This is a genomic window from Janibacter sp. CoH_79_TC_3, from assembly GCF_058197955.1.
In genome coordinates, this window is the sequence record NZ_JBXWIV010000013.1 from 16,968 (window position 1) to 41,492 (window position 24,525).

Annotated in this window: 15 protein-coding genes; 9 read left to right on the top strand and 6 right to left on the bottom strand. The window is 43.5% G+C overall.

Annotated elements, in window-relative coordinates; all coding sequences use genetic code 11:
* Positions 1–100: 100 nt before the first annotated feature.
* Positions 101–1,678, bottom strand: coding sequence for an apolipoprotein N-acyltransferase (lnt, locus tag AC2FA3_RS10900; protein WP_490509582.1), 1,578 nt, complete (start codon positions 1,676–1,678; stop codon positions 101–103).
* A 269-nt stretch (positions 1,679–1,947) separates the two neighbouring features.
* Positions 1,948–2,847: a CorC family transporter gene (locus AC2FA3_RS10905; RefSeq protein WP_201546095.1), complete on the bottom strand. Its 900-nt coding sequence runs from the start codon at positions 2,845–2,847 to the stop codon at positions 1,948–1,950.
* Between the two features lie 277 nt (positions 2,848–3,124).
* Between AC2FA3_RS10905 and AC2FA3_RS10910 the strand changes: the two genes are divergently transcribed.
* Complete coding sequence (locus AC2FA3_RS10910; RefSeq protein WP_490509583.1) at positions 3,125–4,423, top strand: Lnb N-terminal periplasmic domain-containing protein; 1,299 nt, start codon at positions 3,125–3,127, stop codon at positions 4,421–4,423.
* On the opposite strand, the gene AC2FA3_RS10915 is transcribed toward AC2FA3_RS10910, so the two are convergent.
* The gene (locus tag AC2FA3_RS10915) at positions 4,413–5,075 is read right to left on the bottom strand and encodes a YcgN family cysteine cluster protein (protein ID WP_490509584.1); all 663 of its coding nucleotides are present in this window, start codon (positions 5,073–5,075) and stop codon (positions 4,413–4,415) included. The two genes, AC2FA3_RS10910 and AC2FA3_RS10915, sit on opposite strands and share 11 nt — an antisense overlap.
* 175 nt (positions 5,076–5,250) lie before the next feature.
* On the opposite strand from AC2FA3_RS10915, the gene AC2FA3_RS10920 reads away from it, so the two are divergent.
* The 5 genes from AC2FA3_RS10920 to mutY all read left to right on the top strand — a co-directional run bounded on the left by AC2FA3_RS10920 (position 5,251) and on the right by mutY (position 13,234).
* Positions 5,251–5,991 carry a dienelactone hydrolase family protein gene (locus AC2FA3_RS10920; protein WP_490509585.1) on the top strand — a complete coding sequence of 247 codons (741 nt, stop codon included), beginning with the start codon at positions 5,251–5,253 and terminating at the stop codon, positions 5,989–5,991.
* 195 nt (positions 5,992–6,186) lie between these two features.
* Positions 6,187–9,294 (top strand): DUF2339 domain-containing protein, encoded by a 3,108-nt coding sequence (locus tag AC2FA3_RS10925; protein WP_490509586.1) that lies wholly within the window; start codon positions 6,187–6,189, stop codon positions 9,292–9,294.
* 157 nt (positions 9,295–9,451) lie between these two features.
* On the top strand, positions 9,452–10,408 hold the full coding sequence (gene ylqF, locus AC2FA3_RS10930; protein WP_490509587.1) for a ribosome biogenesis GTPase YlqF: 957 nt from the start codon (positions 9,452–9,454) through the stop codon (positions 10,406–10,408).
* A gap of 36 nt (positions 10,409–10,444) precedes the next feature.
* On the top strand, positions 10,445–11,866 hold the full coding sequence (locus AC2FA3_RS10935; protein ID WP_490509588.1) for a KAP family P-loop NTPase fold protein: 1,422 nt from the start codon (positions 10,445–10,447) through the stop codon (positions 11,864–11,866).
* Positions 11,867–11,971: 105 nt separating this feature from the next.
* On the top strand, positions 11,972–13,234 hold the full coding sequence (gene mutY, locus AC2FA3_RS10940; RefSeq protein ID WP_490509589.1) for an A/G-specific adenine glycosylase: 1,263 nt from the start codon (positions 11,972–11,974) through the stop codon (positions 13,232–13,234).
* Between the two features lie 103 nt (positions 13,235–13,337).
* Here mutY and AC2FA3_RS10945 read toward each other — a convergent pair whose 3' ends face one another.
* Positions 13,338–14,240, bottom strand: coding sequence for an acyl-CoA thioesterase (locus AC2FA3_RS10945; protein ID WP_201546073.1), 903 nt, complete (start codon positions 14,238–14,240; stop codon positions 13,338–13,340).
* A gap of 378 nt (positions 14,241–14,618) precedes the next feature.
* The gene (rapA, locus tag AC2FA3_RS10950) at positions 14,619–17,507 is read right to left on the bottom strand and encodes an RNA polymerase-associated protein RapA (RefSeq protein ID WP_490509590.1); all 2,889 of its coding nucleotides are present in this window, start codon (positions 17,505–17,507) and stop codon (positions 14,619–14,621) included.
* Between the two features lie 760 nt (positions 17,508–18,267).
* Between rapA and AC2FA3_RS10955 the strand changes: the two genes are divergently transcribed.
* From AC2FA3_RS10955 to AC2FA3_RS10965, 3 genes are all read left to right on the top strand, one after another.
* Positions 18,268–20,580: an ATP-binding protein gene (locus AC2FA3_RS10955; RefSeq protein ID WP_490509591.1), complete on the top strand. Its 2,313-nt coding sequence runs from the start codon at positions 18,268–18,270 to the stop codon at positions 20,578–20,580.
* 121 nt (positions 20,581–20,701) lie between these two features.
* On the top strand, positions 20,702–21,664 hold the full coding sequence (locus AC2FA3_RS10960) for a response regulator (protein ID WP_490509592.1): 963 nt from the start codon (positions 20,702–20,704) through the stop codon (positions 21,662–21,664).
* A gap of 206 nt (positions 21,665–21,870) precedes the next feature.
* Complete coding sequence (locus AC2FA3_RS10965) at positions 21,871–22,806, top strand: D-2-hydroxyacid dehydrogenase (protein ID WP_490509593.1); 936 nt, start codon at positions 21,871–21,873, stop codon at positions 22,804–22,806.
* Positions 22,807–22,826: 20 nt separating this feature from the next.
* Here AC2FA3_RS10965 and AC2FA3_RS10970 read toward each other — a convergent pair whose 3' ends face one another.
* Positions 22,827–24,458 (bottom strand): flavin-containing monooxygenase, encoded by a 1,632-nt coding sequence (locus tag AC2FA3_RS10970; RefSeq protein WP_490509594.1) that lies wholly within the window; start codon positions 24,456–24,458, stop codon positions 22,827–22,829.
* Between the last annotated feature and the right edge of the window lie 67 nt (positions 24,459–24,525).

Sequence of the window (24,525 nt, forward strand, 5' to 3'; positions counted from 1 at the left end):
TGTCGATTTGTGAAAACCCTTAACTATTTAAAGGATTTATTAGCGAAAAAATTTAAATCAACTCTTTAACTGACTCTATACTGCCTGCTTTGATAAGCTGCTAATCGTGCTCTAAGCGTTTACGCGGGCTCGCACGCTTGCCAAGATAGCTTAATAATAGCAGAAGCGCAATAATGATTAAAACAGGATAATTACCAACGCGCATAAACGGCGTATTACCGACCCGCGCCTGTACATTACCGCGTAATACCGTGCGCTCAAACTGCGGCGCGCGCTTCACGATACGACCTTTGTGGTCAATGATGGCGGTGACACCGGTGTTGGTGGCGCGCATAAACCAGCGACCATTCTCAAGCGCGCGCATTTGTACCATTTGCAGATGCTGTAGCGGACCTGCCGAGCTACCAAACCATGCATCGTTTGAGATGGTCAATAAAAAGTCGGTATTAATAGCGTTTTTGCGGGTGGTATCAGGATACGCAACCTCATAGCACACTGCCGCGCCCAAATTATGACCGCGTACCCGCAATGGCGATTGATTGTCACTACCGCGACTGTAGCTCATGATATCTTGGCTACCCGCTAGATTGGGTAGAATATCTAACATTCCTTCAAAAGGAATATACTCACCAAAGGGTACTAAACGCTGCTTTTTATACATGCCCTCTGCATCGGCACCTAAAGCAATCACACTATTATAAAATGGTGGGTATTTATCAGTTTTGGCATTAAAAGCCGCTTCATCCTTATAAGGGATACCAGTCACCCAAGTGGTGTCTGTTTCTTTGGCCATTTTTACCATCTCATTAATAAAGCCTACCGCTTCATCTTGAAACATGGGAATGGAAGATTCTGGCCACAAGATAATATCGCTGCCCCATTCGGTACTGCTCAAAGTCGCATAAATTTTTAGCGTTTCTACCTGATATTCGGTTAACCATTTTAAATCCTGCGGAATATTGCCTTGGATTAATGACACCGATAAATCAGGCGTGCCTTTTGGTTTCGTCCATTGTGGATTTATCAACCATAATGCGCAGCTGACAACCAACAACGCGATGGTAGGAATCATATAACCACCGCGGCGACGCAGCAGTTCAACCAAACTTGCCGCCAGTAATATCGCAACAAAAGAAACCGCAAACACGCCAGCAACGGGCGCTAATGACGATAGCCAATACTGCTCAGTAAACGCATAACCGACAAATAACCACGGAAAACCCGTAAATAGCCATGTCTTCATCCATTCTTGTAATACCCAAAGCGCGGCAAATGATAACGGCTGCTTACCAACGACCCGATTGAAAATTAACGCCAAAAAGCCATGGAATAATCCCATACCCAAGCCCATCAGCGCAATCATAATCAGCGCCAGCCATACTGGGGTATCGCCATAAACATGAATAGAGGTATAGAGCCAAAACGCTCCGACACACCAAAGCCCAGTGCCATAAGCCTGACCGATAAGAAAAGCTCGCTTGCCAGTCATATCAGGCATCAATAGCGCATACAAAATAGCGGGCGATATCAAAGCCACAGGCCAAAAGCCGTAAGGCGCAAGGGCAAAGATAAATACTGCGCCTGCCAGCAACGCAATTAATATAGTCAGCACCATAGGTAAGCCCTTTGGCTTATCGGGGTTTAGACGTTTTTGCAAATCAACAGTAGACAGACGCATAGCAGTTATCCAAAACCTTATTATTCAGTCATTTAAAGCTTATAAAACTTAGATATTAACTTTGATTTATTCAGTTAGCGCTTAATTGACAGCCAGGCATGAATTGCTCAATACAGCGCTCAAAAATTAAACCTGCTCATGATACCAGTCTAAATCACTTAATAGGTAAATTTGCGTTGCACAAAAGCATTTTTAAAAGCAAAAAAAACACGATTCGATCGTGTTTTTTTATGTTTAAGTCCAAAGCTTAAGTGGTAATCAATAATAAATTAATGACTGCCTATTAATATTTGCTGGTCAGGATTGACTTTGGTGAGCTCTAAATTTTGAATAAAGCGTCCTTCGACATCGGTAATAGTAATTTGCCAATCATCGATAACCACGCTTTCACCTTCTAAATCACCCACGTAGCCAAGTGCGTGCATAACCAAACCACCCATGGTATCGACATCGGTATCATCAAAGTGACTACCAAGCTCATCATTACAGTCTTCAATCACGGTCGACGCTTGCACGCGCCAAGTGTTTGGCTTTTCAGGGTCGGCGACGATATTATTAATATCACTGTCTTCATCGAAGTCATCATGTTCATCGACGATATCACCAACGATTTCCTCGAGTAAGTCTTCCATGGTCACCACACCGCCAAAGTTACCAAACTCATCAACGACAATCGCCATATGCACTTGGGTGCGCTGCAAGGAACGTAACAAGGTATCAGAACGCGCCGTCTCACTGATATAGAGTGGCTGACGCACAAGGTCTCTGAGGCGTTTGCTATCGATTTTGTCTTCTTGGTTGCGCACCATATGCACAAGGATAGGAATCAAATCTTTTGCCAATAAGATACCGATAACCGCGTCATCATCTTGGCTATCAAATACCGGATAGCGCGAGTGCGTGGTCTCAAGAATGATGTCCATTACTTCAGCAAGACTGGTGCTTTCATGCAGCCCAACCACTTGCGGGCGCGGGGTCATGATTTCGCGAACTTGGGTCGCAGGCAGATCAAGGACGCCTTCTAGCATATCGACGGTATCAGGCTCTAAGAATTGACGCGAGTCCTGTACCAAACGAATCAGTTCATCACGGGTTTCGGGGGCGGTCGATAGCCAGCGTTTTAAGCCGCGCATCGACCAACTACTCGGGCTGGGAGTGTCGTCAGACATGGTGATGTGATTTAACCTCTTTAGTTAATAGTAATTAGTTAATAGCAATATGAATATTATGTAAAATCATAAAAAATGTAGATGGGGATTAAAGTAATAAATAAAACCGGTCGTTTATCATTAGATGATTAAATAATAAATATAAACAGATCAGCTTAATAAGTTTCACTTTATCGCAAGGCTTGCTGACATTCAACGACAAATTCACTCAAATTGTATTGTCAGTGTGTTATAAACTTTGCTATGGTCAAAGCCTTTATACCTCAAAGTTAAATCTATGTCGCTACGTGCCTTTTTTTCTCGCCTGCTCACGCCGCTCTCAAACAGCAATCGCTCAGAACATGGTGCAGCTTATGGTCGCCAGCAAAAGCGGACTTGGCGCTATTACCTTGTGCAGTTTTTAATCGTTACTACTTTGCTGCTATCTGCCATTTGGCTGTTAATGGCGCTTTGGTATCAATTTGGGATGCGCTCGATCATCACGTGGCTGGCAACTATCGTCATTGTTGGCGTATTAATAACCCTGCTTGGTAGCCGCTATTGGCCAAAAACTGCTAAACGTTTGAATAATCAGCAATCGACTAGTCAATCAATCACTAATGCCCAAACCAGCCAAAACACGAGCAGAAGAGCAGCAAGCAAATGGCTAATGGGTTTATACACGGCTATTTGGTTCGTCGGTCTTGGCTGGTTTATGTCTATCGAGCCCGAGCAAGATCGCGACTGGATGCCTGAGGTCAGTCAACGGGTTACTTATGAGCGCGATGCCACTAATTCTGATTTGGTTACTTTCAGCAATGTACGTAATTTCGATTGGCATACGGATAAGGAAGCAACTGCACATTGGGACACGCGCACCATTGATATTTCAAAGCTGTCTGGCGTCGATGTCACCAACTCTTATTGGATGGGGCCATTGATTGCGCATACTTTGGTCAGTTTCCGCTTTGAAGATGATAGACCGCTTGCCTTCTCGTTTGAGATTCGTAAAGAAAATGGCGAATCGTTTTCGGCACTGGCAGGATTTTTTAGACGTTTTGAGTTAAGCCTAATTGCCGCAGAAGAGCGCGACATTATCTACACGCGTACTAATGCCCGCGGTGAGCAAGTTTATCTGTTTCCGGTCAGCAACCTACAGCAGCATGAGGTCAAATCGTTATTTGAGTCTTATTTAACGGCTGCCGATGAATTGAATGCCAAGCCAGCTTGGTACAATACGTTGATGAGCAACTGTACCAATATTATTTTTTATATGGCGCGTATTGTCAGTGGCGACCGCTTGCCATGGGATTATCGGATTTGGGTATCGGGTTGGTTGCCAAACTATTTATACGATGTTGGCATGCTCGACGCCAATCCTCACAAAGACGCTCAGCCTTGGTCAATGGACACGTGGTACGAGCGCACCCATATCAACGCCAAGGTTCGCGGCTTTGATAATCAAGCAGGAAATAGCGTTACAAATAGCCGTAAATTCTCTGAGCAGATTCGGCAAGATATTCCTATACCGCCACTGGCTGATTCGCAAGCGGGTGCTGAAGCAAGTGCTAAATTGGCGGCTGATGCTAAGGATTGACCCAATTTACTACCCGCGTTTCCATCTCTTCATCAGACATACCAATCTCAGAAACACAGCGCCCTGCTACGCCGACATTGGCAGCGCGCATTTGCTGCTGGGTCGCCACCGCGTCCCCAGTCAATAATAAATGCCAACTTGGCAAGCCTTGTCCTTTATATAAGCGCTTATAGGCACAGTGCGATGGCAGCCACATCATTTGCGGTAAATTGTCCATGGTCAGCTGAATACAATCGGGCACGTGTTCTTGACGGGTGGCGTAATGCTGGCAATAGCCCGTCGCACAATCCATCAGCTGGCAAGTCACATCGGTATATTCGACCATTTCTGCTTCATGATTATTGTCATCGCTGACGTTCTCATCATCGATATATTTAATGAGGCAGCAACTGCCGCAGCCATCACACAATGCTTCCCATTCGCTATGGTTTAATTCTGACAGCGTAAAGCGTGACCAAAACTGTGGACGCAATATTTCAGTCGATTCATTACAATTGTCATTGTTATTGTCACTGCTAGTATTGCTAGCAGGAAAGAGGCTGACGATTGGTTTTGACCCTGAATCTAAAACAGCATCTACAGAAGGTTTCAGCGGCAGAACAGAATCAGCGTTTAAATTGGCAGCAGATTGATTTAACAAGTTGATAGTCATAGCGTTATAGTCGATTTTTTATAAAGAGACATTTTGATAAAGAGCGTTACAGTATTATAGCTGTTTTTGACTAGATTGGGCGTTAAGGTAGTACGAGTAAACAAAAGGATTGAGCAAACATACGCATTATTGATATTTATAAAACAACACTCATAACATAAAAAAGGACAATAATATGTCAATTAAGACCTTTGAATTAATCAGTACCACTGAAAATAACGTCCAACTTATCAGCTATGTGGCGCTACCAGAATCTGCCTCAGATGATAAGCCAGTAGCGGGTATTTTGGTCGCGCCAGAATGGTGGGGCGTGGTCGAGCATCCAAAATCGGTGGTTGAGCGCTTGGCAGAAGCAGGCTATGCCGCCGTGGCGATGGACGTCTACGGTGAAGGCAAACTCACTACTGATGCCGCTCAAGCCAATATGTGGATGGAGCAAGTACTTGCCGATCAAGACATGCTGATGGCGCGCTGCCGTTTAATCCTGAATGACTTTAGCGACCAGATGGCGGTTGATGGCGATAATCTAGGCGCTATTGGCTTTTGCTTTGGCGGTAAAGTCGTCCTTGATATGGCACGCGAAGGTATGCCATTAAAAACAGTCGCTACTTTCCATGGTAATCCATCACCCAAGCAACCAGCCGATAAAAACTTCAAAGCCAAAGTATTGGTTGCTCATGGTCGTGATGATTCAATGGTCTCAATGGAGGCGATAGAGGGCTTAAAATCAGAACTAGATGCCGCCGATGTTGATTACACCATCGATGTCTATGACAACGCCAAGCATGGTTTTACTAATCCGCATGCCGATGAGCGCGCTGCCAAAAATGGGGTAGATTTGGGCTATAACGAAGCCGCTGCCAAGCAAAGCTGGGAAAATATGCTTGAATTTATGAAAACCAATCTCGGTCAATAATTTTAAAGTTGTTGTAAATTAAGATTATTATAAATAAAGACAACATGAAAAAATAAGGGTCGCTCTCTCAGGAGGTGACCCTTTTTTGTCGCCATATACAATAACTACAACGACTAATCTTGTGCTTATTAGCAAATAGCGTCATTATCACTTTATTATCAAGTGGATTGAGTGACGAGGATGCTATATCTATTAATGAGCCCGCTGGGTTGGCTGGCTTTTATTGTTTTATTAATCGTCGTTATAGTGCTATATAGCAAGATTAATCGGCAAATTGAGCAGCTGCGCCACGATATGATAGCGCTACAAGCTGAGCTTGAGCAGCACAAAGATAGTGTGACGATAGCTGAGACTTCTCAATCTGCGTATATAAATCCTATTCAAGAGAGCCGTTCTGACTCAGCACCAACTGTGCCGCCCGATACCTATCCAACCTCGCGGTTACCAATACTACCGCCACTACCATTAGCAGCAGTAGAATCGGCTACATCCGCTGACCCTATTGCCGAACCTATAGAAAACTTCGGCTTAAAGCCAAAACCGGTAGAATCGAAAAACCCCGTTTCAACCATAGAGCCAGACGAACGCTCCTTGCCTATCGTCACCTCACTGATTCACTCTATGCAAAATTGGTTTTTCGGTGGCAACCTAGTAGTGCGCGTTGGGGTGTTGGTATTGCTCGTCGGTGTGGTGTTATTACTGCGCTTGTTAAGCGATTATATCGAAATCCCCATTACTATAAAGCTCATTGGCATTGGCATCATTGGCTTAGGGCTGGCGGCGTTAGGATTAAAATTAGCAAAAAATCGCTTTGCTTATGGCATCACCTTACAAGGCGCAGGTTTAGCGATTGCTTATTTAACCACCTTTTTTGCTTATAGCGTCTATCAAGTACTGGCAAGTGTGCCCAGCTTTATGGGACTTGGCATATTATCAGCCCTTACTATCGGCTTAGCTGTACGCCAAAACGCCTTGCCGTTGGCATTGTTAGCGCTTTCTGGCGGATTTTTTGCGCCAATATTGACCAGTAGCGATATTGGTAATTTAGTGACCTTGTTTAGCTACTATCTATTATTAAACGTCACCATTGCCGTCATTGCGCATTACCGTACTTGGAAAATGCTTAATCTGCTCGGCGTGGTGGTCACTTTTGGACTGGCATACTATTGGGGTGCAACGGAAAGCTTAAGCACTGTTATTGAGGCGCAGCGTTGGTCATTGGTATTACTGGTCGCGCTGCATGTAATGCTATATTTATTTGTCGTCATTCGCTATGCACAACAAATCATCGCTTATAACACGCTGAATGAAGCATGTCTCGCCCATACAGATATTGCCGATACTGTAGATAATTTTAATGGTTCAAACAACGTCAACCACATAGGTAAGGTTCATTTAGTAAACAACAGCTATGTATTCCCTATTGATACCGGCTTACTATTTTCCGTGCCGATATTGGCCTTTGGTTTATTTTCAGTACTATTAGAAGATATTTCTAACGCTTTGACCATCACCAGTGCTGTTTTAGCGGTGATTTATTTGAGCATTGGATGGGTATTTGTGCAGCGTAGTCAGCGTTATGCCTTAATTACTGAGGGCATGTTGGCGTTAGGGTTTGGTTTTTTGGCGTTGGTGATTCCGCTAGCATTAAATGCAGAATGGATTGCCTTCGGCTGGTCAGTGCAAGGGCTGGCTTTGGTATGGTTTGGTCGGCGCTCACTACGCGCATGGTCAGTATTGTTTGGATTGTTATTGCAGATGCTTAGTATCGCCATGCTAATGATAAATATACTCTTTACTATCAAAGACTATCCAACGCTAGCCTTGACGATTTCGGCGCTCAGCTATCTAGCAACGATGTTTATCTTACGCGCCAGCAACTCGCCTACCACTTTAGATAACAGTCTAAACCGCGTTTCACAGCAAAATACAACTGCAGGTTCAATGTCTGACGCAACAGCAACCGTCGCTCAATCACTGGGAATCGGTAGCCAAGCCGCTCAGCGATGGCTAACCAGTGTTAATAGCCAAAGCATGGTGTTTAACCTGATGTGGCGAAGTCCAATTTTGAGTCGCTTTTTGACCTTTACCGCGATGGGTTGGTTGCTGTATGTATTGGTCATCGATTTTGACCAATGGTTTGTAAGCTGGCGATTGGCAACAACGGCACTGCTAGGATTAGCCACGTTAACCAGCATAATTATTTATCAGGCAATTAATCACTATCATTCGTGGCGCGAGATTAGGCAGTTTAGCCATGGGTTATTGCTACTATTTTATGCGATGCTGATATTTCAACTGCCGCAAAATTATGAGTTTAGCTATCAATGGACAACCTTTCATTGGCCGATATTTATCACGCTACTCATAGGCTGGTTGGCGGTTGGGCAATTGTGGTTAAGAACATGGCATAAAGAAGCAGAATTAAAAGCCTACGATAGCGCGAGCTGGCTTGGGGCGGGAATCATCCTATTGGCAGAAGCTATGCATTATGGCTTGCCTGATTCAAAAGGTGTGATGACTATTTTAGTTCCGGTTGCCTTTATGCTAATAGGGTTGTATGTAACTTATCGACATATCCAATCTCAAAAATTTAAAGACGATAATATAGAACAAAAAACTCCTTCGTCAGCATTTGCGCCTTATTGGTTTGATTGGCATCAGGCACTATTAGACAGTGCCAAAATCTTTGTACCTATCACTTTAGGCTGGGCTATTTTTACCAACTTTACTTACGATGGCATGATTTGGGGCTTGCCCTACTTTCCGCTATTTAATTTATATGATATGACGTTATGGTTGGTGGTGTTTTACGGCTTGGGCGTTTATTTGCTCCGTCAGCCACATGAGATGCAATCGAGAAGCCTATTAAGCGCCATTCCTAAAAACGATATGCTATTAATTGTCTTAGCGCTGATTGGCCTTTGGATAGGCTCTAGTATGTTAGTCAGAACATTACATGCATTTATTGGCACGCCGCTATGGACTGGCGGTTTATACGACGTTACAGGAGGCACTTGGAATAGCGAACAAGTACAGACGGGACTAACCATTTTATGGACGCTCATTGCCTTGGTCGCCACTATTATTGCTAGCCGCTATGGGCAGCGTACGCTATGGTTTATGGGTATTGGCTTACTGGGTATTGTGGTCTTAAAATTGGTCTTGGTTGATTTATCGCAAACTGAGGCGATTTGGCGAGTAATTTCTTTCCTTGGCGCGGGTAGCTTAATCTTAGTCATTGGTTATTTAGCACCGCTACCGCCAGCACGCGAGGATTTAGCAGACGAGTCTGAAGGATAGTCTGCTCTGAGCATTAAATGAAATGTTAACGTGAGCACTTTTAGCATCATTACTTTTTAGCGTCATTACTTTGCTTATGTAGTAAACTGGACGCCATTAAAAAGTAAATGACAATCGTCTTACTTTTAGCATTTTTTATAAAAGGTTAGTAAAGCAGATGGATAAGAGAGCAAGTATTCAGTGGTTCCCTGGGCATATGAACAAAGCCCGTAACGAAATCAAAGAAATCATGCCGCAAATGGACGTCGTCATTGAAGTGATTGACGCGCGTATTCCTTATAGTAGCGAAAACCCCATGGTTGCGGCATTACGCGGCGAAAAACCGGTCATCAAAATTCTAAATAAAGCTGACCTTGCCGATCCTGAATTGACCAAAGCGTGGATGGAATATCTTGAGCAACAAGATGGGGTAAAAGCCATCGCTTGCGACAATAATAAAGCCGATGACGTCAAACGTATCATCGCAATCTGTAAACACCTCGTGCCCAATAAAGTTGGCACCGGTCGTCAAATTAAAGCCATGATAATGGGTATTCCAAACGTCGGTAAATCGACTCTGATTAATACCTTGGCTGGACGCGCGGTGGCAAGAACCGGTGACGAGCCCGCTGTAACCAAGTCGCAGCAGCTAATTAAACTTGACGATGACATCATGCTCTATGACACCCCTGGTATGCTATGGCCAAAGGTTGAAAACGAAAACTCTGGCTATCGCTTGGCAGCGACCGGCGGTATTCGTGATACCGCTTTTGACTTCGCCGATGTGGCCAGTTATACCGCTGAGTACCTAATGCAAGCCTATCCTGAGCTGCTAAAAACCCGCTATAAAATTGACGAATTACCTAAGACGGATTGGGAGTTTTTTGAAATCGCTGGGCGCAATCGAGGCTGTGTGCGCGCGGGCAATAAAGTCGATACTTACCGCATGTCTGAGATTCTCGTGAATGAATTACGTAGCGCTAAAATTGGGCGCATTACGTTAGAAACGCCAGCAATGACCGAAGCTGAAGAGCTTGTCGTCGCTGAGCAACGCATCGCTGCAGAAGAGAAAAGAATCGCTAAAGAAGAAGAGAAACGCTTACGTCGATTGAAAACGCGGAAGAATCGGAAGTAGGTTTGAGGCTATCTCTAAATATACTTGAGGGTTAAGATGACAGATTATACTCAAATGAAAGCCTTAACCTTTGATGCTAGAGACGAGTTCTCACGTAAGCCAATCGCTGAAAAAATAATTAGGCTATTGAACTCAGATATTGATGTCTCCCCTTTGATAATTGATGGTAAATGGGGTACAGGAAAAACTGAGTTCTGCTTTAAGCTAAAAAACCTAATTGAAGACGATAGCTCTAACAATTATAAAGTTGGCTATGTTAATGCTTTTCAAGCTGACCATGCTAACGAACCACTCTTAGCACTTATTGCAGAAGTTGCTAGATTCCACAGTAATGACAAAGAAAAAAGTGAATTTATTAGAAAAGCAATACCTTATTTAAGACTTGTTACTGGAGTAGGTTTAAAAGCAGCTGTCGGCTTTGTATTCGGTAGATATGTAGTAGATATTCCTGATGCACTAACAGATGGGCTTAATGAAATAAAAGATGGCTCTAGCTCACTTATCGATCAATCCCTTGAGTCTCTAATTAAAGATCAGGTAGAAGCAGAAAAGAATTTAGCTACTTTAAAAGATGCACTCATCAAGATATCAGCAGAAACCCCAATCATTTTACTAATTGATGAGCTTGACCGTTGTCGACCTGATTTCGCAGTAATGATGTTAGAAACCATCAAACACGTTTTTGACGTTAAAAATGTACAAATTGTATTGATTACTAATGCTGAGCAGCTTAAAGCCACTATTAAACACAGCTATGGAAGTGAAACCAACTCACAAGACTACCTGTATAAATTCTTTAAATATCAAATTAAACTGCCCACGACTATCAAAGATATTGAAGGCAGATCAATTGAAAACAACGTTACTTATTTTCGTGCCACGGTGCAAGCTAGTAAGGTCATTCCACAAGATTTTAAGGATAATGAATACATTTATGAGATTCCGACGTTTCTTGATGTCGGTGGAATGTCGTTAAGAAATATTGAGCAGATCGTTCGTTGTGTAGAAACTTTAGTTGTATTTGAAGATAAAGAAATAAGTCAGTCGCCAAGCAGCGAGCAGATTATGATGGTATTTTTATCATTTGTTTACATTATAGACAAAAAAATTCTTCAGCAAGTTTCAAACAAAAATATTATTAGTAAGGACTTTTTAGACTTTATGGGTTGTACTCGTTTAGTCTTACCTAAAGATCATATTATCGTAGAACAAAACTATGTAAGAAGTTTAATTTTGATGGTTTTTGATAAATTAAATAGTAATAATAATATTTATATTCCTAGAGAAGATCACCAGACAGGTAATCAGGGCCAGTTTATATTAGAGCGAATTTTAAATAAGTTTAATTTAGAGTCGGAAAAAGACCCCTTTTTTGGTTATATATCAGAAGATAGCTATATCTATAATTATGTAGACCACACAATCAACAACCTCTTACTTTTTGATATCGTTAAGTAGTTATTTTTATTATGTTATTTAATAGAAATATGCAATAGCTAGGTCGTAGAAAAACCCTATATAAGGTATAATTACTTACCTTAAAATCACTAAATAATAGAGCCTATGACCCAGCTAACTGCCAATTCTACCTCTTCTGAAATTACCTTTAGCCACTCTACGAATTCCCTCAACTCCTTCGCACCTCGCCTACTCGCTTGGTTTGAAATAAACGGTCGCCACGATTTACCGTGGCAACAACACCAAACTGACACGCCCAATCCTTATATTGTTTGGCTATCCGAAGTCATGCTTCAGCAAACGCAGGTAACGACAGTGCTACCCTACTTTGCCCGTTTTATGGCGTCGTTTCCGACCGTGCAGGATTTAGCCGCAGCAGAATGGGATATGGTGGCGGAGCATTGGGCGGGGCTTGGCTATTATGCGCGGGCGCGTAATTTGCACAAAGGCGCGAAGCAGTTGGTTGAGATTATCAATGAAACGGGCGAATTTCCGCAGACACTAGCAGGTTGGGAAGCGATTTCTGGCGTTGGGCCTTCTACCGCTGGGGCGATTATGGCAATGGGCTTGCATCGTTATGGTGTGATCTGTGATGGCAATGTCAAACGTGTCCTCACACGCTGGGCAGCTATCGATGGTGATATCACTAAATCCACTACTACCAAAGATCTGTGGGCGTTGGCGGAGCATTTAACACCAAGAGAGAACTCAGGATTGTTTGCGCAAGCCATGATGGATATGGGCGCAACCTTATGTACCCGTAGCAAGCCTGCTTGTCTATTATGTCCATTGCAAGAGGATTGTCTTGCCCATGCGCAAGGTCGCGAAACTGATTATCCGGTCAAAGCGAAAAAACAGCCCAAACCAAGCAAGTTTAGCAATGCGCTATTGATTAAAGATATGGACGGCAAAATACTTTGGCTACAGCGTCCTGATAATGGTATTTGGGGTGGTCTGTGGAGTTTACCATTAGAATTTATAAGGAAAGTTGATGGTAAAGGTAGTAGTAAGACGAGTGCCAAAGAGTCACAAACTAAAGATGATACGAAATTAGAAGTTGCTAGTAATGAAAAAGTCTACGAAGCAGAATTTACCACGGCTGAGCAGATTATCAATGAATGGTTGGATAAGAATAATTTAGCAGCAGCACCCATTAATAAAACCTTACTTGATGACGCGCCTATTAAACATTCATTAACCCATTTTCACTGGTATTTAACCCCGCAATCACTGACTTTAGCTAATGAGCAAGTGACTGCTTTAACTAAAGCCTTGCAAGCGGCAGAAATTAATATTAACTGGTTAAATGCGAGTGATGCGCAAGCAACGCTTGGATTACCACGAGCGATGGTTAAGATTTTAGAATAATAGGTTATTGCAACCAAATAAAACTCCTAAAAAAAGCGACTCAAAATATATTCTGAGTCGCTTTTTTTATTATCGAAGCTTTTTTATTATAGAACTGAAAAGCTTAAGACTTCGGTACCCGCAACCGCATCAAACCTTCTTGTTGTACCGTCGCTACCAATCGACCATCTTGCCAAAACTGACCGTGGTTTAGGCCTTTGGCATTAGAAGTGGTATCACTCCACATATCGTATAGCAACCAATTATTCAAATCAAACTCACGATGGAAATGCATCGAATGGTCGATACTGGCCGCTTGCAAACCACTGGTCATAAAGCTAACACCGTGTGACATCAGCCCCGTACCTACCAAGTAGAAATCAGACGAAAACGCCAATAATGCTTGCTGAATGGCCACTGGCTGCTTACCAAGCTCACGGATACGCAGCCAGTTTGCTTGCTTAGGCTTCATCGGTTCTGGATGAATCGGATCACGCGGTTTGATCGGTTTAATCTCGACATGACGATGACGCATAAAGCGCGCTTTGAGAGCATCTGGGACTTTGCCAACATATTCTTCTTTTAAATCTTGCTCGGCAAGCAAATCTTCTGGCGGCGGATAAACGGGCATATCTTCTTGATATTCTAAGCCTTCTTCCATCGGTGAAAATGAAGCAATCATCGAAAATATCACTTGCTCGACAGGCGCTTTACCGCGTACTTCTTTATACTGAATTGCCGTTACTTCACGCGCAGACAGACTGCGACCATCACGCAGGCGGCGTACTTGATAAATCACCGGCTGATTGATATCACCACCGCGCAAAAAGTAACCGTGCAGTGAATGACAAGGTTTGTCTTTATCGAGCGTATGCGAAGCGGCCATAATCGCTTGCGCCAGCACTTGCCCACCAAAAATACGGCTGCCCACATAGTCGTGGCTTTTACCTTCAAAAACATCAGGGCTGACTTCGATAAGCGCGACGGTAGCGAGCAGCTCATCGATCAGTTGCGGATAATCAGACATGACGATAGGTTTCCTTATTTTGATCAATAACGCCAAGCATTTGGATATAAGCACTCAACGATATCAATACGATATGGCTTAAGCCAATTCGGCATTTTAATTTAAAATAATATGTAATGGCTTGCAGTAATCTACAAGATAACGCTTAGAGCACATAATAAATGACCAGTAAAATGATTACTGGTAACTCATTATAAAGCGAAAAGACAATCATCTTAACGAATATTAGAGATTTTGACTAGACAGTCGCCGCTTAGTGGTTCGGTTTAGTAGTTTAATTTTAGTAGCTTAATCATAATGAGAAAACCACTATCTAACACAGCAAACATAAATAAAAAACGAGACGATTAGACACCTCGCTTTTTATTGGCCTTAAAACTATGGTTTTACAGCGACCAGCACACGAATAGAGTCTGGCACGAGCGATAAATTACCTAATGCTTGTTCACCTTGAGCTTTTAATTGCTCTAAGCGCTCAATCTCTTCTGGGCGGACGTTAGGATTAATCGTTTGCAGATGCTTTAAACGTTTGATTTCACGCGACCACTGCTGGCTAAAACGGGCACTGGCTTGTTCGCCAATATCAGCCAACTGCTGACGGGCAATGTCCTCTGCTTCATAATAGCGCTGCTCAATCACATCGCCGCGTACTTTAATCACTTGGCGGGCGCGGTTTTTATCCAAACGTTCAATGTGCGGCATAATCATATCGGCGCTGATACGGGCTGATAAATCACTGCCCTGCTCACTGATAAAGACACGGATATTTTGCGTGGTTAAGGTTGCAGGCAAATTAAGTAACCTTGGCGCAATGGCTTCGACGCGGAAGTTCACCTCAAGCAATACCATACCTTGTGGTACGGCAGCGCTTTTTAGCATCGCAACGGTGGTATTACCAAAGGTGCTGGTACTTGCCAGCTCATAAATGGCGCGCATCAATGGATGCTCATGAGTGATAAATTCGATATCTTCACGCTGCAGCGCTTGTTCACGCTCAAAGGTCAAGGTCATGCCGTCTTCATCACCCAGTGGCAGACCGTCAATATAATCGCTAATCTCGGTGCTATCAATCGGTGCAATCACCCACGAACCATCACGCTGGATATTGTGGTCAATATTGGCGGAAGCAAAAAAGCGCTCGATAAATTGCGGCAATAGATTATGCCCATCGAATTCACGCATGGCATCAGCGATACGACCAGCGACACGCGGACGGCATGAGTTGTACTCTAAAAGACGATCGCGACCGGCTTGCAACTGCGCCTCTAGATCCAAACGCGTCTGTAGCGCCGAATCAATAATATCTTGCAATATCGTACGGTTAGCGTCGTTATCTGCGCCTTCGAGCATCGGCTTTAGGTCTTGGATATATTGCTCTTGCACGCTCTGCGCAGTCGGTGAAATCTGATTAAACATATTTAGTGCATCGTTATACCACCGATAGAGACGCTCTTGCGCGGTACCTTGGACATAAGGGACGTGCAGCATAATCTGCTGCGTTTGCCCAATACGGTCTAGGCGACCGATACGCTGCTCTAAGGTATCTGGATTGGCCGGTAAATCCCACAATATCAATTGGCTTGCAAACTGGAAGTTACGACCTTCTGAACCAATCTCCGAGCATAATAATATCTGCGCGCCTTCACTATCGGCAAAGAACGCTGCTGCTTGGTCACGTTCAAGTAAAGTCATCTGCTCGGTAAAAATAGCGGTCTTAATACCGGCATGCAGGCGCAATACCGCCTCTAAACTTTCAACCGTCGCACCACTACGGGCAATCAATAGCACTTTTTTATGCTTAAGCTCACCCTTTAAGATATCAATCAACCACGGCACACGCGGGTCATCTTCTAACCAGCTACCATCAGGTTGATTTTCTTCGCCCCAAAGTTGCTCGCGCAATTTACCATTGGTTTGATAGCTATCGACCCATGCTTCAGGTAGCGGCAATGGATACGGCTGGCTGCTACGACCATAAAAGCCTTTGACGCTTTCACGGGTATTACGGAATAAAATACGTCCGGTACCATGACGGTCAAGGAGTTCATTGAGCGCATAAGTACGTAGTTTTTCATCTTCGTTAATGTTTGCTAATTCATCGATACTAATAGTAAGCAAGCTGCCTAATGCCGCAATTTGACTGTCGCTTAAGGGCTTATCTTCGATTAAGACACTAGCAACCGCTGCTGTTTCGGCAAAGGCTTCTTGACCATCAATAAATTCATCCAAGTCATCAAAGCGGGCTGGGTCTAATAAACGCAGGCGGGCAAAGTGACTTTGCGCGCCAAGCTGTTCAGGCGTTGCTGTCAATAGCATGACACCCGGTGTTTCTTCAGCAAAGTCAGCAATTAAGTCATATTTATCATTGCCGCCTTGCACCTCATCCCAATGCAGATGATGCGCTTCATCGACCACCAATAAATCAAACCCTGCTTCCATCGCTTGGTCATACAAGTCAGGATGGTCAAGTAATAAATCCATGCCCGCAATGATACATTGCTCAGTAGTAAAAACGTTTTGCTCAGGGTCGTGTTCTTTAATCGCTGCCGTACGCACCAAATCAAACAAAGCAAAGTTTAGGTTAAAACGACGGCGTAGCTCAATCATCCACTGATATTGCAAACTGTCTGGTACAAGGATTAATACGCGCTCAGCTTTGCCAGTCAATAGCTGCTGATGAATAATCAAACCCGCTTCAATGGTTTTACCCAGACCTACTTCATCAGCAAGCAACACACGTGGCGCGATACGTTTGCCAACTTCATGAGCGATATAAAGCTGATGCTCAATAATATCGACGCGCGCGCCCATCAAGCCTTTGAGCGGATGACCGGCAAGCGCCGACTGCATACGCAGGATATCTTGGCGTAGCTCATACCAATCACCACGTTCAATACGACCAGCAAGCAGACGCTCAAGCGGCTTGGCAAGCGTGATATTGGCTGCTAGACGGGTTTCCATAATGCCGCGCTCGTGCTCATCGACACTGTATTTAAGCACACCCATCACTTCTTCGACCGCGGTTACGGTATAGGTTTTACCGGCTTGGTCAGAAATGCTATCGCCTTCTTTGAACACCACCCGCGACAACGGTGCAGAATTTTTGGCATAGACGCGGGTCTCTTCACTTTGCGGAAATAGGATATGCACACAGCGGTCGTCTACATCGATGACCACCCCCAAGCCAAGCTCAGACTCCGTATCAGATAAATAACGTTGACCAACGGCGAATTCGGTGCTGTGCAATGAAGCGATAGAGATAGTCATAAGGCGATGTCTTTTGTACTCAGATGATAAGAAAATAGATAGTTAATGAAGCAAGCTATGTTTACTGGTCAAGCTAGCGTTACTGGCTTAATTAATAGCTCGATAGCTCAATGTCATTAATAAGCTGCTGGTCATTGGCGATATCAGGGGCACCCAACTTAAAAGCTAGGTCGAATGATAAAACAGACCATTATATAACGTTAGCGCCTAGATGAGTGCGTTAAGTTGACTTTTCAAGAGCAGTTTTTGGCAAGATTATTGCAACACTCAGCTTAAGTAAATTTTTAGAAATCAACATATAACGACTCGCAAGTACGTAAAAACCTCGCAACTAAGCACAAAATATTGCTATCATAAAATTGTTTCTATATTGTTAATATATGCAATATAACATTTCTTATTGTTATTAAAACTTATTAGCCAATCTTATTCTCTATTTATTCCATTTACTTTATCAGCTTATTGATAGCCGTTTTAGTAGTAGCGCTTAATTTCTATATCTTTTAAACACTTAAAAACGATTATGAACGTCTCTTAAATCACCAAATAGGCCTAATATTGTTCAATATATTCTATTAAGTTATGAATTAATAATTTCTAAATTCCTATTAGTTATAAAAATTTTAACCGATTACAATGCTGTATTGATGCTCAAATCCCATTTTTATAGAGCTGATGTATAACCACATCATCGATTGCTAGCAGCAAATATTATCCGCAGTCTGCTTTGTGGTCACGATCATCCAAGGACAATCCCCTCATGAGTGCCTCCAAAAAAGTTGGCTTTTTTAACCAAGTCAGTACCCAAGTAACGACCATTCTATTTATTGCTTTTGCGGTCGTACTAGCGGTTGTTGTGTATGTTGTTGATAAAGAAGGCTATGAAAAAATTCGCCTTGAATCAGCAAAACTGGTCGCTGAGCGTGGTAATACAGCGGTAAATAGTATTTCAGCTGATATCAATCGCGTGATGCGTAGTGCCTTGCTATTGCAGCAAAGCGCGCAAACGCTGCCACCACAAGAAGCAATTTTGCAAGCCAGTACCGCCAACGCCTTTGATAAACGCGATTATAACTTATTAGGTAGTGGCGGCATTTGGCCCGAAAAAGGCGCATTGGGCGCAAATACTGCGACCCATCCGTTTTTGATGGTGCGTCAAAATGGCGATTATCAAGCGGTACTCAGCGATCCAAATCCTGCCAATCCTTATTATCAAGAAGACTGGTTTAGCGTTTTGAAATTGCTCAAACCTGAAAGCTGTATCTGGAACCATGTACGCGCGAGCCAAACCAAAGGCGAGCTGGCGATGAGTTGCGGTGTCGCTATTGAGCGTGACAACCAGTTCTGGGGTGCCAGTACCGTCAACTTTACCCTAAACCAGCTGCAAGAAAACATCGTTAAGTTAAGTGAAAGCTCTGGTTCAGGTTATATTTTACTCTTGGATAACAGTGATAAAGTTATCGCCTCATCTAACCCTGAGCGCTTAAGCTATATCGACGAAAAAACCGGTACACCACTTGATATCAAGCAAGTTATTAACTCTGACCCTGCTTGGAATCCGGTACTAAACTTCTTAGATACTCAGCGTAACGAAACTATCGAGCGCGTTGCCGCCAGCGTATCACCGCAAGTTCAGCAGGTATTGACCACGCTTGATAAAGCCGAAACCGGTACGTCAAAAGGTTATTATCTCGTCAACTACGCCGCTTACTTAAATAACGGTGAAAACAAACAAAATGCGATGGACAGCCGTTTATTGCAGAGCTTTGAGTTAGAAAAAGACAGCTACTATAATGGTAGCCAAGCCTATGTGTTTGAGATTCCTGAGACTTATTGGAAACTTATAGTCGTCCAGCCTGATGCTGAAATTAACGCCATCGCTGACAATCTAAGTAAAAACCTAATTAACTGGATTGCACTGGCACTACTCATCACCGCTGGTTTGATTTACTTTATGCTCACTTATTTAGCGTTTAAACCATTAAAAGAAACCACCGATAAAATCTCGCAAGCGGAAAACCTGATTAACGATAAGCAATATAATAAGCTAAGCGACGTTAAATTCGTGGAAGGTCGTAACGAGATTGGACTGGTAAACGGCTCTATTAATGACCTACTAGACCGTATCCAATCTAACGAAGGTAAGCTTGCCAATATTAACCAGCAGCTAGAGATTAAAGTTGAAGAACGTACGGCTGAGCTACAAGACACGCTAAAAGAGCTGAAAAACTCACAGCTGCAATTGATTCGTTCAGAAAAAATGGCGACTTTAGGTCAAATGGTTGCGGGTGTTGCCCATGAAGTAAATACACCATTGTCTTACGTGCAAAACAACCTTGAAATTATCGGTCAGTTGACTGAGCAATATGAAGAGCTGATTGAGTTGGTACAGGGGTTAAAAGCCGTTAAAACTGACGCCACTGCTGATGGCAAAATTGATAAGCTATTGGCTGATATCGTCCGTGCTTCCGATGAAATCCAAGAAGATGATTTGTCCGCTGAGCTTAAAGAGCTGATTAAAGATTCGCTATTTGGTGTCGAGCAAATCACAGAAATGGTCCTAAACTTGCGTAACTTTGCCCGTCTTGATGAGTCAAAAGTGAAAACAATCGATGTGCGTGAGTGTATCGAAGCGTCATTGAAAATCGCTGGTAACTCTATTAGACATCAAGAAATTGTCACTGACTTTGCCCCGACACCTGAGGTTAAATGCTCACCATCGCAAATTAACCAAGTCTTGGTAAACTTGCTCAATAACGCCGCGCAAGCCATGGGAGAAAAACCGGATGGCAAAATCGAAGTGCGCACGCGCGCCGATAACAGCAATGTATATATCGATGTCAGCGATAACGGTAAAGGTATGAGTCCAGAGATTCTTAATCAAATCTTTGAGCCGTTCTTTACCACTAAAGGCGCAGGTGAAGGTACAGGTCTTGGTATGGCAATCAGTCAGCAGATTATGGAGCAGCATAATGGCGACATTAAAGCCGTCTCGACCGAAGGCGTTGGCACCACCTTTACCTTAACGCTACCAATTGATAATGATTTAACCGAACAAAGCCTAGCGGCGTAAGCGCTGGGTTAAGCTTGATCGCGTAAGCCCCAAATTAAATAAGTTAAACATGGCTACGCGCCATCCAATATAAATAATCATTGGCAGTTGTAGCACTATTCTTCATCATAAGGATAACATCATGAATGAATTTGAAAATGAAATGGAAACCTCTAGCGCTGAGCTAGGATCTGAACCAAAGCCGAAGTTGGCGTTTATTGACGATGAACAACGTATTTTACGTTCGATGAAACTGTTGTTTCGTAAAACGCATGACGTTTTTATCACTACTGACCCGACTGAGTATATCGACTATATCAAAAACAACCACGTACACGTGGCGGTTAGTGACCAACGCATGCCTGAGCGCGTGGGTGTAGATATCTTGCGTGAAGTCAAAGAAGTATCGCCGTCTACCATGCGCATTTTATTAACCGGCTACGCTGATTTGAATGCAATTATCGGCTCTATTAACGATGGTGAGATTTATCGTTATTTGACCAAGCCTTGTAAATCTGAGGAGCTACTTGCGGTCATTGGTCGCGCCACCGAAATTGCTTTGACCTATAACCCAGACGAAGACGCTGAGCAATTCGACAGCTCAGGCAACAAGCAAACGCTATTGGTCATCGATGAGACCAACGATCTGATTGAGCAAATACGTAAGCAATTTTCTAACAGTTATAGAGTATTGCATGCTAAAGGCTTAGAAGAAGCTTACGATTATTTGGCCAATGAAGATATCGGCGTGTGTATTACCGACATCAATGTCAGCGGCGAAAATATCGCGCCGATTATCTTTACCTTAAAACAAGATGCGCCGCATTTAGTGGTTTTAGTACAGACTGAATTCCAAGATGCAGGCTTGTTGATTGATTTGATTAATAAAGGTCAGGTCTATCGCTGCTTACCAAAACCAATGCGCGCCAGCCTACTTGAAATTAGCGTCAATCGTGCGTTCCAGCATCATGCGAAATTAAAAGCCAGCCCTGAATTGGTCAAACGTTATGAAGTCGAACATGACCCTGAAAACGATGTGCGCATTGATTTAAGCAGTCGCGTACGTAGTCTGATTGGTAAACTGCGTAAGCGTTTTTCTTTATAAGCACAAAAACAATATACGCACAAAAACGACTGTTTCATAAAATAAAACCTCTACTTCACCTTGAAGTAGAGGTTTTTTGCTGTAGGCTTTTTGACGTGCTTTTAACGGGGTTTTTGACACGCTTTTTGACTAAACCCTGCAACGTGCTACATTAAGCGGATAACTATGTCAGCCTATTTAAAATAACAATGAGATAAGGAAGCATCATGCAAGCGGTTTTTTTAGACAAAGGTACTTTCTCTGACAATGTCGACTTGCCAGCACCCGCTGGCGTTACTGACTACATTACCTACGATGATACGCCTCGGGAGCTGATTATTGAGCGCTGTCAAGATGCCGACATTATTTTTACCAATAAAGTCCAAATCAGCGCTGACATCATCGCCAATTTGCCCAAGCTTAAGCTTATCCAACTGACCGCAACAGGCATGAATAATGTCGATCAAGACGCCTGCTCTAAGCATGATGTTGCGCTATATAACGTCGCGGGTTACGCGGTCAAAAGCGTGCCCGAGCATACCTTTATGCTGATACTAACTGCCATGCGCGCTGGCATTCATTATCATGAAAAAGTCGCTGATGGTACGTGGGCAAACAATGGTAATTTTTGCTTGCTCGATATACCGCTGATAGATTTGGAGGATAAGACGCTTGGTGTTATTGGTGTTGGTCACATTGGCAAACGCGTCACCGAAATCGCCCGCGTCTTTGGTATGACGGTATTGTGGGCGGAGCACCAAAGGCGTACGCCGCGTAATGATGACTATACGGCGTTTGAGGAGGTACTGGCGCAGTCTGATGTATTAAGCTTACATTGCCCATTAAACGAGCAAACCAAGCATTTGATTAATAAAGATACCTTAGGGAAGATGGTTAAGCAGCCGTTGATTGTTAACGTCGCCCGTGGCGGTATCGTCGATAGCCAAGCACTGACCGATGCCATTAACAACGAGCAAATTATCGGTTATGCCACTGATGTATTTGAGCAAGAGCCGCTTGTCAAAGACGACCCTCTATTAACCCTTGCTAATCATCCGCGGGTGATATTTAGTCCACACAACGCCTGGGGCAGCAAAAGCGCGCAAGAAACATTATGGCAAATTTTAAGCAAGCAAGTCTCAGAATTTATCGATAAGCATTAAAAGATAACCACTAATAAAGATTAACGACTAAAGCGTAACCAATCGTCTTTTATCTTACGGTATTTTAGCATCACGCGGTCACTCAGATAATTATTGGTGACCCGCCAAGGATAGATGTCGCCTTGTTTCGGTAATTCGTGTTGCGCGCGCTGCACATAACCTGCCGATAGCGCACCCATGACCGTATCTGGCTGCGTATGCGCCTCGCTATGTGCAGTTTTTGCTTGCGGTAATGCCACCTGATAACGGTGCTTATGCATATGGTTGAGCAAGCGCAGCACATACCGACAAGCCAAATCGATTTTTAACGTCCACGAAGCATTGGTATAACCAAATAGTGCCACCATATTTGGCACGCCTTCAATCATCACCGCCTTATAGGTCATGCGCGAGCCGATATCGATTGCTTGCCCATCGATATATACTTTAGCGCCGCCAAGCATTTGCAGCTTTAGCCCCGTTGCGGTCACAATAATATCAGCATCGAGTTGTTTACCAGAATTAAGCATAATGCCAGTTTTGGTAAAGTGGCTGATTTGGTCGGTCACTACGGCGGCTCTGTTGCCATGTAATGCCATAAACAAATCACTGTCTGGCACGGCACAAAGCCGCTCATCCCACGGATTATAAGCAGGCATAAAGTGCGCAATATCAATACCGCTGCCCTTTAATTCGGTTTTAACGCCACGTTTTAATAATGCTTTCATCACCTTTGGCGCAAACACAGCCGCTCGATAAGTCCCTTGTTGCATCAACACATTACGCGCGCGCAGTAGCTTATAAGCTTGCGTTTTTGATAATGGCGAAAACTTACCTGCCAACCAATCAAGCGCATAATCATCGCCGGGTACACTTGCCACGTAGGTCGGCGACCGCTGTAGCATCGTAACATGCTGCGCGCACTGCTCGCCCGCCTCATCTACTAGCGCTGGCAATAACGTCATGGCCGTGGCGCCACTACCGATAATGACCACTTTTTTATCGTCATAATTGAGATTTTGCCAATGCTGTGGATGGACGATTTCACCTTGAAAATCTGCTTCGTTTTCAAAAGCAGGACGATAGCCTTGCTTATAATCATAGTAGCCTGTGGCACCCACGACAAACTTTGCCGTTAAGGTAAATACCTCACCACTTACATGATTTTTTACCGTCGCTGTCCACTGCTGGTTATGGCTTGACCATGATAGCTGCTTTACTTCATGCTGATAGCGAATATGCTCAGTGACACCAAACTCGCGCGCCGTATCGGCAATATAGTTTTTAATATCACCGCCTTTTGCCAATACCCGATGGTCCAACCACGGACGGAAACTATAACCAAAGGTCAAGGCATCGGAGTCAGAACGTACACCAGGATAAGTAAATAAATCCCACGTACCACCCAAATCTGCGCGTTTTTCTAATACTATAAATCTCTGGGTGGTTTTTTGCTGCTTGTTTTTTGCTCGCTGTTTTAAGCGACTTGGACTTTTATGGCCAAACAGCGCTTTATGCTTTTGCTGCTGTAATCGACACGCCATACCGGTACCGGCAATACCAGCGCCGATAATAAGCACTTCACAATCGACTGGCATATTTGAGGCAGATGACGACGATTTAGATTTAAAGCGCTGTTTAAGCGCCTTTTTGGCGGTATTCATATCAAGCATAATACGATCCTTGTTTTTGCATGATGGGTTTTAATTTACATGATGGTTTTTATAAACTGATTTTAAC